This window comes from Aeromonas sp. s1(2024) (genome assembly GCF_040908005.1).
Classification (GTDB): Bacteria; Pseudomonadota; Gammaproteobacteria; order Enterobacterales; family Aeromonadaceae; genus Aeromonas; species Aeromonas caviae.
Window position 1 is genome coordinate 68838 of record NZ_JBFOCW010000018.1, and the last position, 15505, is coordinate 84342.

Sequence of the window (15505 nt, forward strand, 5' to 3'; positions counted from 1 at the left end):
ATACAGACCGAGGGCCGCCCGATGACGCTCACCGTGAACCGACTCCAGTTCGGCTACCCGCAAAAGACCATCTTCAAGGAGATTTCCTTCTCCCTCCCCCGGGGCAAGCTGGTGGGGATCGTCGGCCCCAACGGCGGTGGCAAATCCACGCTGCTCAAGCTCCTTGCGGGACAGGAGCAGCCCCGGTCCGGGGAGATCCTGCTCAAGGAGAAGCCACTCGGTGCCTATGGCGCCAAAGCCCTGGCTCGGGAACTCGCCTATCTGCCCCAACGCCCCCTGGTCCCCCCCGGTATCCTGGTGGAGCAGCTGGTGCAATATGGCCGCCATCCCCATCAGGGCTGGTTCAATCAGTGGAGCGAGGAAGATGCCCGCATGGTGGACTGGGCCCGGGAGCGGATGCAGCTCGATGCCATCTGGCACCAGAGCGCCAGTTCGCTGTCCGGCGGTCAGGCCCAGCGGGTGTGGCTCGCCATGGTGCTGGCACAGGATGCGGACATCATCTTGCTGGACGAGCCCACCAGCGCGCTGGACATCGGCCACCAGACCGAGGTGATGGAGGCCATCCATCGGGTCGCCGCCGAGGGCAAGACGGTGCTTATCGTCATCCACGATCTCGCCACCGCCGCCCGCTACTGTGACGAGCTGATTGCCCTGGGGGATGGCGCCATCCAGGCCATGGGCCCGGCCCGGGAGGTGGTGACCAAGCCCCTCATCGATCGCCTCTACCAGACCGATGTGGACATACTGCACGCCCCCGGCGACGGGGCCCCTGTCATCGTGCCCCGCCGACGCGCTGACGAAGTGCCCCGCCTGCGCGCCGACCATGGCGTGTCGGCCTGAGCCATACCCTGTGCCAGAGAAAGAAACCGCCTGATGGCGGTTTCTTTCTCTGGGCTTTGCGTTGGCGTTATCCGGGCGCTGGCATCGTGCTCACAGCAGCAAGACGGTGAGCACGCCCCCCGGCAGGGCTTGCCAGTGCAGGGTGGCGCGCCAGCCGGCTGGCAGGGTCGGTGTCAGCGGGCATTTGAGCTCCAGGGTGAGAGTCTGCGCCGTCATGGCGAGCCAGCGGGCATCGAGAAAGTCAAAGTAGCGCCCCACCCGGGAATAGAGCCCCTTGAAGAGGCTCTCCTTGGCGGAAAAAACCAGAGTCAGTCCCTCTGCCAGGCTCAGCTGGGCGTCGTGAGCCCCCGCCTCCAGCCGTCCCCACTCCTCCCCATCCATGATGCCGGGCCAGAGCTGCGCCCCTTGGTCGCCATCGAGCCAGGCCTCCAGATCCAGCCCGATTCCCTCCTGGCCCGGGCGCACAGCACACAGGGCCACCCCCTCTCCCGCCAGCCGGCTGTGGCTGATGCTCCCCTCCACCCCTTCAGGCCAGAGTGGCTCCCGGGCCGCTCCGATGGCCACGCAGCATCCTGCAAGACCGAAGGGACGCAGGGCCTCACGGGCTGCGAGACGCCCCGCCAGAAACTCCCCGAGGCGCTTGGGGGCAGCCCCCTGCAATGAAGCAGGCAGCATGATGCCCTGGGCCCCAAAGCACTCCGGCGAGAAGGCGGCGGGATCAAAACTGACCCGATGAAGAGGCAGCGTCTCCAGGCCCGGCAGGCACAAGGCATCGGATTGACGGACAAAGGATCCATCGAGTGAGGGACAACGAGGCAACATGCAAGGCTCCTGACAGGGGCCTGCGATGGTACCAAAGCAAGCCGAGGTCATGCCACAAATACAAATGACAACGCTTCTCACTTGCTTTGTGGTAGCATGTCCCCGCCCATTTGGGCCCCGGTTTTAGGCTGACAGGCAGGCACGCCCCACAGGGCCCGCCCATCATGGGCCGAGAGTGCCGCCGATTTCACCCATAAGGATGTCACCATGAAGATCTTCTCCCCGCTGGCCACCTTGCTCATGCTGGCCAGCCTGACGGGCTTCCAGGCCCAGGCGGGCAGCCGCCAGGTCATCGATGCCAACGGCCAGCCCCAGAGCGTCCCCGATGCGCCCCGGCGAGTCGTCGTGTTGAGCGAACTCGATCTCGACAGCGCCCTGACTCTGGGGGTGCAGCCGGTGGGCACCGTCAATGGGCGCGGCCAGTCCACCCTGCCCCGCTATCTGCTGGACAAGGCGGGCAAGGAGATCGCCGTGGTCGGCGATCTGGACAACCCCAATCTGGAGACCCTCATCGATCTGGAGCCGGACCTCATCCTCACCGGCCAGACCAAGCCCGAGCTCCTCGCCCTGCTCAAGGAGATCGCCCCCACCGTCGTCACCGGCAACTGGGGCGAGCCCTGGAAAACCGTATTCGGTCGCAGTGCCGACGCGATGAACCGGGGGGCCGAGGCCAAGGCCTTCCTCACCCGGTATGAGGCCCACCTGGCAGAGGCCCGCAGCAAGCTTGCCCAGCATCAGGGGGAACAGATGAGCATAGTGCGCTGGAACCCCAAGGGGCCGAGCTACATGCACGGCGGCACCTTTGCCAGCAGCGTGGTCACCGAGATGGGGCTCACCCGCCCCTCCCACCAGATCGGTGACAAGAGCCCCCACTCCCCGGCCCTGAGCCTCGAATCCCTCAACCTGCTGGACGGTGACTGGCTGGTGATCGGCACCCTCAGCACCAGCGGGGATGCGGTGGATGCCATGAAGCAGGCCGAGCAGACCCCGGCCTTCCAGCAGCTCGGCGCCATCAAGGGCAAGCGCTTCGGCGCCGTGGACGGGTCACTCTGGACCTCCACCGGCGGCCCCCAGGCGGCCCTCAAGGTGATCGACGACGTCGAGCGCCTGCTGACCAAACCGGATGCCGCCCCCATCGCTCACTAATCCCCCCTCGGTTTACAGCCAAAAAGAAGCCCGCATGATGCGGGCTTCTTTTTTATCCATCGCTCTTACCATCCGGCAAGGCCGCCTACTCGGGCAATGGCAGCGCCTTTCTGTCGAGCTTGCCGCTCCCGGTCTTGGGCAGGGCATCCAGCAGGATGAGCCGCGCCGGCACCATGTAGTGCGGCAGCGTCGCCTGCAACCCCTTGCGCAGGGCGAGGCGATTGAGGATCACCCCGCTTTTCGCCTCCACGTAGCCCACCAGCATGGCCTCGTCCCCCTCTCCCACCAGACGCACCGCTGCCTCCTGCACCCCGGCCTGGCGGCGCAGTCCCGCCTCCACCTCGCCGAGCTCGATGCGAAAACCGCGCAGCTTGATCTGATCGTCGCGCCGCCCCAGATAGAGGAAGCGGTCCGCCCCAAGGAGGCGCACCCGATCACCGGTGCGATAGAGGCAATGGGTGGCAAGGCGCAGGAAGGCGGCGCTGGTCAAGGCCGGCTTGCGCCAGTACCCCTCGCACAGGGCCGGGCTCTCGATGCAGAGCTCGCCGCACTCTCCCTCTGCCACCGGCTGCCCCGCCTCGTCCAGCACCCAGTGCCGATAGCCGGGCAGGCTGTGGCTGATGGTGATCTGCCCGCCAACCGGCGGCCAGCGCACCTCGCTCACCAGGGACCAGACGGTAGCCTCGGTCGGCCCATAGCAGTTCCACAGCCGCCGGGTGCGGGCACAGAGCTGCTCGGCCAACCCTGAGTCCAGCGCCTCGCCACCGCACAGGGCGGTGAGGGTATTGCGCCCCTGCCAGCCAGCCTTGAGCAACATACGCCAGCAGGCCGGGGTGGCCTGCAGCCAGTTGATGGAGGGATCGGCCTCGAGCAGCGCCAGCATCCCCAGGGGATCCTTGTTGTGCTCGCCGCCGGCCACCGTGAGCCGACCACCGCCCCAGAGCGGCCCCAGCATCTCCAGCAGGGAGATGTCGAAGGCCGGGGTGGTGATGAAGAGCCAGTGGCAGCCAGGTGAAAGCCCGAGCCGCTCACGGATCCCGTCGAGGAAGCAGAGCAGGGCCCGCCGGCTGATGACCACCCCCTTGGGCTCGCCGGTGGAGCCCGAGGTGAACATCATGTAGGCAGCCAGGGCATCATCCACCTGGGGCCAGGAAACACCCCCTGCCGCTGCTGGCCCGTCGAGGGTGCGCAGCGGACAGCCGAAGGCGGGAGCTGGCCTGTCGCCGTCGCAGATCACCGCCGACAGGCGCGCCTGGCGGGCGATCCCCTGCAGCCGCTCCACCGGAAAGTCCGGCTCAAGGGGCACGAAGGTGAGACCGAGGCGCAGGCAGGCCAGCAGGCTGGCCACCAGATCGGGGCTGCGGGAGAGATAGAGGCCAACCCGCTCCCCCACCGCCAGCCCCTGCAAACGGGCGGCAATCTCGCCGACCCTGGCATTGAGCGCGCCGTAGCTAAGCCACTGTTCATCTGATCCGCCCTCACTGATGCCCTCCCCGCCCATGCGAATGGCGGGGGCGAGCGGGCTGGCGGCCAGACAGGCCGCCAGCCGCGCACCCAGGTTGGCCGCGCCCTCACGGGGGGCCGGCCGGGTTTGCACGAGCGGAGCCTTATGCTTGATGGTCACCGTCATAGCGCGGCCTCCGTTTGGCGCACCAGCCAGTGCCGATAGAGCCGGCTGGGGGATGGGTGGGCTTTGAGCGTCTGCAGGGTAAGTGGCGCCCGATCCTGCGCGAACGCCTCGTTGAGGGCCGCCAGCAGGGCGAGTTGCTGCACCGAATCTACCCCCAGATCCATCAGGGTTTGTTGCCAAATGCCGGGCACGCCGCACTGGCGCTCCCACAGGGCCACCAGCACGCGGGCCTCGGCCGGCGGCTGAGCCAGGCTGGGCTCCGCCCTGGTGGCTACCACCTGCGGCATCACCGGGGACTGTACCGCCGCCACGCTGGCCGGCTGGCTCAGATCCGCCTGTGCTAGCCAGGCGAGTTCGGCCAGCCAGTCAGCCAGCACCGCCTCGGCCCGGGCCTCGGGGATCTGCTCGCCATCGAACTCGAGGCGCAGTTGGAGCGTCTCGCCCCGGCTGCTGACCACCAAGGAGAGCGGCAGCTCCACCTTCTCCACCACGGCGCCAAAGCGCGGCACCAGCTGGTGAGGTTCGGGGGCGGCAGGGGCCGCCGGCATGGGGTAGTTCTCGAACACGAACAGGCTCTGGAACAGACGTGCCCGGCCTTTGGTCAGTGCCGCCAGCGACTGGGTGCCGTGCTCATTGAGTGCCATCAGGTCGGTCTGCAACCGGGCGATATGCTCGGCCAGGGTCAACTCGGTGTGCCACACCAGGGCCAACGGCAGGCTGTTGATATAGAGCCCGACGCTCGCGGTGATCCCCTCGATGGGGTAATCCCGGCCCGGGGTCACGTTGCCCACCAGGGTGACGGCATCGCCAGAGCAGCGTGCCAGCAGACGGTGCCAGGCATATTGGGCCAACAGGCCCGCGGTCACGCCAAGCTCGCGGGCACGATGGGCGAGCAAGGTCGCCACCTCGGCCGGCAACGACGTGGCGCACACCGCCGGTCGCTGCTGGGTATGGCGCCCGCTTGCGCCAGCGTCCAGCGTCACCCCGAACAGGCAGGCGAGATCGTTAGGCGTTGCCAAGAGCTCGCCCCGCCCCTGCCAGTAGGTCTCGGCGCTGCGGGTTTGGCTGGCGATATGGCGGCCAAATTCGAGCCAGGCGGTATCCGGCTCGCGCTGCGGCAACAGGCCATTCATCAGCGCCTGATAGCCGCGATGCAAGGAACCCAGCAACACGGGGCCGCTCCAGCCATCCAGCACGCCGTGATGGGCGCTGAAGATCACCTTGTGGTGATCGGGAGCCAATTTGAAGCAGACAAGGCGCAGCAGGGGCGCCTGCTCCAGCGGGATCGGGCGGGCCAGATCCTGCTCGCGGTAGGCCTGGACCCGTGTCTCTGCATTTTCCACTTCAGACAAGTCCTCATAGTGGAATGGCAACTCGGCATGCTTGAGGATGCGCTGGAGCGCAACCCCGTCCGCCAGCACCAGTTCGCTGCGAAGGGCCGGCCTGCGGGCAATCTGCCCCTGCCAGGCCTGACGGTAGACCGCCACGTCCAGCGGCTGGTGATAGGCGATCTCGGTCTGCAGGTGATAGGCGTGATCCCGGGGCGCCAGCGCCCTGTGATGGAACATGCTCTGCTGAAGCGAGGTCATGGGCAGCAGGGTCTCCACCTCGCGCCCGTTCAGCACCCGATCGAGCGCGCTTTGCGAGAGGCCAAGCCCCGGGAAGTCGCTCGGGGTATGGCGCGGGGCCTTCACCGCGCAGCAGTGCTCCACCAGTGCCGTCAGGTTGTCCGCCAGCCGCGCCATCAGGGCGTCGCTCGCCTGCTGGTTGAGGGCGCCCACCTGACGCAGGGTGAGGCGGCCATCAAACACGCCACCGTGCAGACTGACCAGCTCGCGCGGCAGGTTGTCAGGGGAGCTGGGTGCCCCCGGCGCCATCGACAGAGGCTGCCAGGGCTGAGCAGCCTCGCCCTGATGGCTGACCCCCAGATAGTTGAAGACGATCAGGGCTTCGGGCAGTGCCCAGCCACGTGGGTGGTGCAGTCGCAGGGCGTTGAAGCCCACCCCTTTGTCCGGCACGGCGCGCAGCTGCTCCTTGGTGGCGCAGACCAGCGCGTCCCACTCCTTGGCATCCGCCAGTGCCAGCGGGTAGGTGCTGGTGAACCAGCCCAGGGTACGGCTCACGTCGAGTTCCGCATCGATGGCCTCACGGCCGTGCCCTTCCAGCATCACGCAATGACGTGCGCCATAACCCAGCTCGCTCAGGGTGCGGGTCAGTGCCGCCAGCAGCAGGTCGGGCACCCGGGTGAAGTAGGCCTGGTTGGCGGTGTCGATAAGACGAGCCGTGGTCTCCTGACTCAGTTGCAGCAGGCTGGCGGCGGCGCGGCCATCGGCGGCGCGCGCCGTTTCCAGCAGGTGACCCTGGCTGCCTTCCCCCTGAGCCAGCCAGAAGCCAAGCTGTTCCTCTTCCCGTTTGGCGTAGGCCGCGAGCCCCTCGCCCCACTGGCGATAGCTGCTGCCCTTGGCGGGCAGCGGCTCGCCCCTGCTCACCCGGGCCAGATCCTCGGCCAGAATGCGCCAGGAGACGGCATCGATCACCAGGTGATGGAAGGCGAGGAAGAGCCCCTCCACCGTCTCGCCCTCCCGCGCACCTTCCAGAGAGAGATTGCGCAGGCGGGCCCAGGCCAGGGTGTGGCCGGTGGCAGGGTCGAGCTCTCCCTGCAGCTCGGTCAGGCGGGCTTGCAGCTCAGCCTCATCGAGATTGGCGGCATCCAGGGTCGGCAGCGGCGGCAATGGCAGTTCGGCCAGATAGCGCTGGCCGGTCGGGGTCACCGCCAGACGCAGGGCATCGTGGTGCTGGCGCAGGGCATTCAGCCAGCCGCGCAGAGCCTCATCGTCCACCCCGGCCGGCAGGCGCAGGATCACCCCCTGGTTCCAGTGACCGGACTTGGCAAAGCCCTGCTCGAAGAACCAGTGCTGAATGGGGTGGAGCGGAAACTCGCCGGTCAGGCTGCCCTGCTCGCTCCTGTGGCTGACGGCCTGCTGCTGGCCGAGCTGGCGGCAGAGGCGGCGCACCGTCTTGGCTTCGAACACGTCCTTCACGCTGCAGTGCAGCCCCGCATCCCGCAGCCGGGTGGTGAGCTGGATGCTGAGGATGGAGTCACCGCCCAGACGGAAGAAGTCATCCTCTACCCCGAGCGGTTGCTTGAGCACCCCTTGCCAGATGGCGAGCACGGTCTGCTCCAGTTCGTTTTGCGGCTCGCCCTTGCTCTGCTGCCAGACGATGGCAGGCAGGCGGCGCAAGTCCAGCTTGCCGTTGGGGGTGAGCGGCATCTCGGGCAGCCAGCAGAGGCGCGCCGGCACCATGTATTCGGGCAGGCACTCGCCGGCTCGCTGCAGCAGGGCGTCGCCGTCGGGCTCCCTTGCCCCGGCCTGCAAACAGGCGTAAGCGAGCAGGCGACCCTCCTGCACCACCACCTTGATCTGGCGGATGACCGGGCACAATTCGGCAAGCCGGGTCTCTATCTCACCCGGCTCGATACGATAGCCGCGCAGCTTGATCTGCTCGTCTATCCGGCCCAGATACTGGATGTTGCCGTCGCGGCGCAGCAGGGCCCGATCGCCGGTGCGATAGAGGCGATGGGTACGATCCTCCGCCAGCGCCAGCTCGATAAAGGCCTCCTGGGTACGCTCTGGCAGATTGAGATAGCCGCAGGCCAGCCCCAGCCCCGCCAGGCAGAGCTCGCCTGGGACCCCCACCGGGCAGAGGTTACCCGCCTCGTCCAGGATCAGCGCCTTCAGGTTGTTGACGGGGCTACCTATGGTGATGGGCGCCCCCGGAGTGAGCTGCGCGCAGAGCGCGGTGACGGTGCACTCGGTCGGGCCGTACATGTTGAATAGCGCCACCCGCTCTCCCCAACGCTCCACCAGGCTGCTCGGGCACGCCTCGCCGCCAAAGCCGATGGCCTTGAGGGAACCGAGATCCGCCGGTGGCAGCAGGTTCGCGAGCAGGGCGGTCGGCAAAATCATATGGCTGGCGCCCTTGCTGATGGCGGCAGCGATCACCCCTTCCCCCGGCTCGCCGAAGTGCAGGGCCGCGCCGCAGTACAGGGGCAGCAAGCTGGTCATGTTGCCGGCATCAAACGAGAGGGACATGCAGTTGAACATGGCCCCGTTATGATCAATGGCGATGCGATCACCGTGATCCGCCATCAGGTTGACCAGGCTGCCCTGCTCCACCATGACCCCCTTGGGCAGGCCGGTGCTGCCGGAGGTGTAGATGATCTGGGCCAGCATGGCGGCGTCCCGAGGCAGTGCGGGCGTGCTGGTTGGCATCTTGTCCAGCGCCAGCTGGTGCAGGTTGTGATACTGGGCACCCGTGCCCACCAGCGCCTCGGCAAGCCGCGGGTCCGGCACGCCACCCAGCACCAGGCTGATGGCTGCATCGCCAAGGATATGGGCCAGCCGCTCGGCGGGATAGGCAGGATCGAGGGGCACATAGGCCGCCCCCGCCTTCCAGCAGGCGAGCAGTGCGATGGCAAAGGCGACATCCCGTCTGGCCTGGATGCCGATGGCGGCGCCCGGGGTAACGCCACAGGATTGCAGCCAGTGGGCCAACTGGTTGGCACGCACCTCCAGCTCGCCATAGGTCAACGATTGCGCGCCCTCGCTCACCGCCAGCGCGTCCGGCAACTGAATAGCGCGCCGCTCGATATGACAGAGCAGGGTGTCGCGGCTCGGGTAGTCTTGCGGCAAGTCGGCAAGCTGTGCGGCCAGCGCGGCCTGGTCGGTGCCCGCTTCCAGCGGTAGTTGCCAGATGTCGGTCTCGGGGGCCGCCACCACGGCGCGCATCAGGTGCAGCAGGCGATCGGCATAAGCCTGGATGGTCTCTCGCTCGAACAGGGCGGTGGCAAACAGCCAGTCCACCCGGACGGAGTCCATCAGCTCGGTCACCTTGACCGATATGTCGGTCTTGGCCGGCAGCACAGGCGAGGTCTCCTCCACCAGCTGGCAGCCGGGGATGAGATCGTTGAAGTCCACCTTGGCCTGATAGACCAGCATGATCTGGAAGATGGGGTTGATGGCGGTGGTGCGATCGGCGCCGATGGCCTCGGCCAGCGCCTCGAAGCGGTAGAGCTGGTGATCAAAGGCCGCCAGATCCTCCTCCCGGCACTGCTGCAGATAGTCGACAAAGCTGGGCTTGCCGCTGAGTTGAGTGCGCAGCACCAGGGTATTGACGAAAAAGCCCACCAGCGACTCGATCTCGTGGCGCTCACGATAGGCGAGCGGGGTGCCGATCACCACCTCCTTCTCGCCGCTCTGGCGCACCATCAGCAGGGCAAACAGGGCGTGCAGACCGATAAAGTTGGAGGTGCTGTGGCGTTGGCAGAGGCGCTTGAAGCTCTCCCACTGGTCGCTCTCGATGGTGGAGAAGACCAGCTCGCCGCCGCTGTCCTGATGGGCCGGGCGCGGCTTGTCGAGCGGCAGACCGTGAACCTCGGGGCTGCCACCGAGTCGATCGACCCAGAACGGCTTGAACTCGGCGTGATAATCGAGAAAACGGTCCGAGTTGAACCAGCGGGCATAGTCGATGTAGGTGAGCGGCAGCTCGCTCACCTGCAGGGGCTCGCGGTTCTGATGGGCAAGAAAGGCGCGCTTGAGATCCGCGAACATGTTCTTGACCGACCAGCCGTCGGAGATGATGTGGTGCTGGGTGATCAGCAGCACGTGCTCGCGGCTGCCCAGCCGAATAAGGTGCACCCGGCTGAGATCCCCCCGGGTCAAGGAGAAGGGGCGTCCAATCTCTTCCCGCACCCGGCGGGCCACATAGGCCTCGCGCTCGGCAATGGGCTCTGCGCTCACATCCTCAATCTGCAACGTGAAGGGCGTATGGGGCAGGATCTCCTGCGCCCCCCTGCCCGCCTCGTCCTTGATGAAGCGGGTGCGCATGCTGGGGTGGCGGGCAAACAGGTGGTCGAAGGCAAACTCCAGCGCCGCCGTGTCCAGCTCTCCCTTGACGCGAAAATAGACCGGCATATTGTAGAGGTGGGAGGCCTCCTCGTACTGCTCGATAAACCAGAGCCCGCTCTGGGACGAGGAGAGCGGCCCCTGCCGGGCGCCCTCGGCGGCGATAGGTTCTTCGAAGGCGGCACGGGCCGCCAGGCAGCGCACCAGCTCATCCTTGTGGGCCTTGATGGTGGCACCGATGGCCGGCGTCACCGCCTCCTTGCTCGACTGGGAGATAAGCTGACCTTTGTCGTTCAGAGCCAGCTTGACCCCCTGCCGTTCCAGCTGTTTCAACAGCAAAATCATATTGTTCATCTGTTTCTCAAGCCTCAGGCACTCAGGGTGGCGCCGCCGTCGACGACCAGATCCTGCAGCGTGATGTGGCTGGCCAGATCCGAGGCCAGGAAGAGGACGGTATGGGCGATCTCCGCCGGGGTGGCGACCTTGCGCAGGGGGATGCCGAGCTTGAACTGCTCCGGCAACCCGGCAATGGTGCGGGCCATGGCCTCCTCGCTTGGCAGCATGCCGCGCAGCATGGGGGTATCCGTCGAGCCCGGCGACACCAGGTTGGCGCGCACGCCGAAGGGGGCCAGCTCCAGCCCCACCGTCTGGGTCAGGCTGGTGACCGCCGCCTTGGAGGCGCAATAGGCCGCCATCTGCATGCGCGGCACATGGGCGGCGTTGGAGCCGATGGTGACGATGGCACCGCGCTGCTGCCCCTTGAAGTGGGGCACCAGGGCCCGCAGCAGATAGAAGACGCCGCTGGCGTTGACCGTCATGCAGTCGTGCCAGTCGTCATCGCTCAAGGCGTCGGTGGGGCCGAGGCGCAGCACTCCGGCCCCGTTCACCAGCACATCGAGCCCGCCGTCTGCCAGCAGCGCTGCGCAGCAGGCGTTGACCGCCTTCGAGTCGCCAATATCGAGCAGCCGGGTGGCATAGGGGTAATCGGCTTCGGGAAACGCCAGATCCAGCCCCACCACACAGGCGCCGGCTGCCACGAACTGCGTCGCCACCTCGCGGCCGATGCCGCGCCCTGCTCCGGTCACCCAGACCCGCTTGCCAGTGAAATCAAAGGCCATTGCTTGTTGCTCCTTATCCATCACCACACCATCTCCACGCTCTCTTCGTCCTCGGAAAGCAGGCCGTCGAGGAAACGGCAGAAGTCGTCCAGGCGCGGGTGATCGAACACGTCGGAGACCTTGACCTGCACCCCGAACTCGGCGCCGAGCCGGTTGACGATCTGAATGGTCTGCAGGGACTGGCCCCCCAGTTCGAAGAAGTTGTCCGTGGGCGCCATGGTGGCCAGCCCAAGGATCTGCTGCCAGATAGTGCCGACCCGGTTCTCGGTCTCGCTGCCCAGGGTCAAGGCTTCGCCGCCCGCCTGGTAGGCGGCCAGCAGGGCCTTGCGATCCAGCTTGTTGGAGCCGGTGCGGGGCAGCTGGTCATAGTGGCGATAGTCGGTGGGGATCATGGCGGCAGGCAGCACCTTGGCCAGCTGCGCCTTGATGACCCGGCTGTCGCGCTCCGACCCCGCCACGAAGGCCACCAGCCGGCGCACGCTGCCGATGCTCACCCCCTGCACGCACGCCTCGTCCACCCCCGGCAGGGCCAGCAGCTGGGCCTCCACCTCGCCGGGCTGGATGCGATAGCCGCTTATCTTGAATTCGTTGTCGCGCCGACCAAGGTAGACCAGCCGGCCATCCACCAATCGCACCCGATCGCCGGTGCGGTAGACAGGCATCTGCTCCGCCCCAACACGGAGGGTATCGAAACTACCTTGCACGTCCCCCACGTAGCCGTTGGCCAGCTGCGGGCCGAGCAGCACCAGCTCCCCCTCCTCGGCGGGTTGCTCCCCCGCCCCCAGAATGAGCGCCTGCATGCCGGGCAGCGGCAGGCCGATGGGCAACTGGGCCTGGCTCGGGTCTTCCCGCTGCAGCTCCTGGGTGGTCACCACCACTGTGGTTTCGGTGGGGCCGTAGGTGTTGAAGAGGCGCACATCGGAGCGGCCCTGGCGCTGCCACTGGGCCAACTGCTCGGGGTAGACCGCCTCGCCGCCGATAATGACGGTGGTAAGCCCGGCAGGAATATGGGCCTGGCCCGCCGTCAGCGCCACCACCCACTCGTTCCAGAACGCGGTAGGCAGGTCGAGGTGGGTGATCCCCATCTGCTCCACCCCGGCCGCGAAGGCGGGCATGGATTCGAGCAGGGCGTCGGTGCGCAGCACCAGGGTGGCACCGGCGCTCAAGGTGGCGAACACCTCCTCGATGCTGGCGTCGAAGTTGAAGGGGGCGAATTGCAGCATCCGCGCGTCTTCATCGAGGTGATAGCGGCAGCGGGCCGCAGCGGCGAAGTGATCCAGGGCGCCGTGGCTCACCGCCACCCCCTTGGGCAGGCCGGTGGAGCCCGAGGTGAACATCAGGTAGGCGACGGCGCAACCGGCGGCCGGCTGGTTGAGCCGATCGCCACTCACCAGATCCCCCGCCAGCAGGGTGCGCCCCTCAAACAGGCTGGCCAGCTTGTGGCGGTACTCGGCCTGGGTGATCAGGGTCTTGACCTCCCCCAGCCGCAGAATATGGCCCTGGCGCTCCAGCGGCTGCTCGGGATCGAGGGGCACATAGACGGCGCCCGCCAGCAGCACCGCCAGCTGGGCGAAGATGGCCTGGGGGGTGCGGGCCAGCATGACCCCCACCTTGTCGCCGGGGGCGACGCCTTCGGCCTGCAAGGCGGCCGCCATCTGTTCGGCTCTGGCCAGCAGCGCCTCGTAGCTGAAGCGGGCCTCTCCCTGCGCCGTGCGCTGAATCAAGGCAATCTTGTCCGGGGTCTGGGCGGCGAAGTGGCAGAGCGCCTCCAGCACAGGCCGCGTCTTGATCACTTCATGGGTGGGGCCGGCGATCAGGGCCCTGGCCCGCTGCTCCGCCAGCCAGTCGGCCTTGAGCGTCCCCAGGGTCTGGGCGGGCTCGGCCAGCCAGCTTCCCAGCAGGGCAAACAGGGTATCGGCGATGGCTGCCAGATCCGCCTGACAGTAGCAGCCGGGGTTGGCGTCCAGATCCAGTCTGGGCTGACCATCGACGCCGACCTGCACCTCGATGGTGAGATCCTCCACCGGGCCGGCGCTGATGTTGAGAATATGGGCAGATAGCGGCCCGAAGCGGCGAGCGTGATCGAACGGCATGATGTTGACCAGCGGGCCGAACAGGCGTTTGTCGCCCCCCACCAGGCCAAGGTCGCGACGCAGCAGCTCGTAGCGGTAGTGCTGGTGTTTGCGCACCCCGCGCTTGGCCTTGGCCACGGCGCCGGCGGCTCCCGCCAGATCCAGCTCTTCACCAAGCGCGAGAGCCAGGGGGGTAATGTTCATCTGCATGCAGGGCACGGTCAGGGACGCCGAGCCGATGCGGTTCATCATCATCAGGCCGAGCAGGGTCTTATCCTGGCCGCTCGACAGCGACAGCTGGGCCGAGAGGCCGGCCAGCAGCAGATCGGGCCAGCCCAGCTTGTGCTCGTCGGCAAAGCCGGTCAGGGATTGCCAGAGCGCCGCCGGCAGCGGACGGCTCTCGCGGATAAATTCGGCGGCAATCGGCGCCCGTAACGAGCCAAATGATGTCACCTCGGGCCAGCCTTGCAGTTGCTCCTGCCAGAAGGCGCGGGCGGCGGCGTTCTTGCCGCTCTGCTCACGGCTCGCCTCTTCGGCCAGCACCTCAGCCAACGAGCCGAAGGGGGATGGGGAGTTCATCTCACCGGCCAGCCCCTCTGCATACAGCTCGGCGATGCGCTGGAACAGCAAGGTGGTACCAAAGCCATCCAGCGCGATGTGGTGCACGCAGCTGTAGAGGTAATCGCGGCCGGGGCCGCGCAGCAGGGCGAAACGGCAGGGCGCTTCTTGGGTCAACTCGAACGGGCGGCGCAGATCGGCCCAGGCCCAGGCGCGGGCCAGCGTCTCGTCATCGCGCTCGAGGGAGACCTCTTCATAGGCCAGGGGCAGCTCGGCCGGGACGAAGCAGACCGCCTCCTTATCGTCTTCGAAGTGGCCCTTGAGCGCCTCGCACTCCCCCACCGCCTTGGCAAGGGCCGCGGCCAGCACGGCCGCCTCGACCTTGCCGTCGAAGGCGATGCACTCGGCGGTGTTGAACATCGCCTTGTCGTCGTTCAGCAGATGTCCGGACCAGAGCCCCTGCTGAGGTATGGTCAAGGGGAAGCGGTTCATGGGGTCACCTCCAGCGCCTGGGCTGCCAGCCTGGCCTCGATCAGGCGCCACCAGCCGTTGAGGGTCGGCAACTTGGCGAGATCCACGAAGCCGAGCTCGACCCCGGCGGCGCGCCACTCGGTGAGCAGGGCCATGATCCGCACCGAATCCAGACCGTAGTCGATGAGGTTCTCATCGGGGTCAAACTCATCTTCGTCCTCGTCGATATGACTCAGCAGCCGCGCCTTGAGCCCCTCATACGTCAGCAACGGATTGCTCTGGACGGCAGAAGCGGCAACCGGCGCAAGGGCCAGCACCTCCTCGCAGCGGATCACCTTGCCGCAGCGGGTCGCCACGTAGTCGAGCGCCATCTGGTGGTCGGCCAGGGAGAAGTCCGCCACCCCGTCCGCCAGGAAGAAGGGCTGGATGTCGCGCATGAAGGCGTCGCAGGCGGTCATCATGCAACCGATATGGCCGTAGATGCCGCCGATGATCAGCTGATCCCGCCCCAGCGCTTTGAGCATCTGCTCGAGCTCGGAGCGCTGGAAGGCGCTGTAGCGCCACTTGACCAGCACGGTGTCGTCCCGCTCCGGGCGCAGGGCTGCCACCACCTGCTGCTGCTCGGGCCGTTTGTTGAGCCCCGGGCCCCACATGTCGTTGAGCAGGGCGCGATCCTCAGGGGATTGATCCTTGGGCTGGGCGGTGTAGAAGACCGGGATGCCGAGGGCCTTGCACTGCTTGCGCACGGCGGCCAGGCGCTCGGTGAGCGCCGCGATCAACGGGCTGTTTTCGCCATAGAAGGCGGTGAAGTACTCCTGCATGTCGTGGATCAGCAGGGCGGCGCGCTTGGGATCCAGAGACCAGTCGACCTTGTTGGCCTTCCACTGGCTGGGTATGGCGTAATTGTTCAGGGTTGGGATTGCCATAACGTCATGATTCCTT

8 protein-coding genes are annotated in these 15505 nt (G+C 67.0%); 2 read left to right on the forward strand and 6 right to left on the reverse strand.

The features are described 5' to 3' along the window. Nucleotides 1-21 precede the first annotated feature (21 nt). Nucleotides 22-840 (forward strand): amonabactin ABC transporter ATP-binding protein, encoded by an 819-nt coding sequence (locus AB5Y70_RS04890; protein WP_010674442.1) that lies wholly within the window; start codon nt 22-24, stop codon nt 838-840. Between the two features lie 90 nt (nt 841-930). On the opposite strand, the gene AB5Y70_RS04895 is transcribed toward AB5Y70_RS04890, so the two are convergent. Beyond that, a complete protein-coding gene (locus AB5Y70_RS04895) occupies nt 931-1662 on the reverse strand; it encodes a 4'-phosphopantetheinyl transferase (RefSeq protein ID WP_043155880.1) in 732 nt (243 codons plus the stop codon). Between the two features lie 207 nt (nt 1663-1869). Between AB5Y70_RS04895 and AB5Y70_RS04900 the strand changes: the two genes are divergently transcribed. Further along, nucleotides 1870-2808 (forward strand): iron-siderophore ABC transporter substrate-binding protein, encoded by a 939-nt coding sequence (locus AB5Y70_RS04900; RefSeq protein ID WP_043155881.1) that lies wholly within the window; start codon nt 1870-1872, stop codon nt 2806-2808. Nucleotides 2809-2893: 85 nt separating this feature from the next. Here AB5Y70_RS04900 and amoH read toward each other — a convergent pair whose 3' ends face one another. From amoH to amoB, 5 genes are read right to left on the reverse strand one after another with little or no spacing between them, the layout of a single operon-like run. Continuing rightward, complete coding sequence (gene amoH, locus AB5Y70_RS04905) at nt 2894-4438, reverse strand: amonabactin biosynthesis glycine adenylation protein AmoH (protein ID WP_043155882.1); 1545 nt, start codon at nt 4436-4438, stop codon at nt 2894-2896. Then, complete coding sequence (amoG, locus tag AB5Y70_RS04910) at nt 4435-10698, reverse strand: amonabactin biosynthesis non-ribosomal peptide synthetase AmoG (protein WP_043155883.1); 6264 nt, start codon at nt 10696-10698, stop codon at nt 4435-4437. The genes amoH and amoG overlap by 4 nt, the downstream gene beginning before the upstream one ends. 14 nt (nt 10699-10712) lie before the next feature. Next, entirely contained in the window at nt 10713-11462 is a 750-nt protein-coding gene (amoA, locus tag AB5Y70_RS04915; RefSeq protein ID WP_043155884.1) for an amonabactin biosynthesis protein AmoA, read from the reverse strand. A 20-nt stretch (nt 11463-11482) separates the two neighbouring features. Then, nucleotides 11483-14584: an amonabactin biosynthesis non-ribosomal peptide synthetase AmoF gene (gene amoF, locus AB5Y70_RS04920; RefSeq protein WP_319861662.1), complete on the reverse strand. Its 3102-nt coding sequence runs from the start codon at nt 14582-14584 to the stop codon at nt 11483-11485. Next, on the reverse strand, nt 14581-15489 hold the full coding sequence (amoB, locus tag AB5Y70_RS04925; protein ID WP_043156426.1) for an amonabactin biosynthesis bifunctional protein AmoB: 909 nt from the start codon (nt 15487-15489) through the stop codon (nt 14581-14583). Before amoB ends, amoF begins: the two co-directional genes overlap by 4 nt. Nucleotides 15490-15505 lie beyond the last annotated feature (16 nt).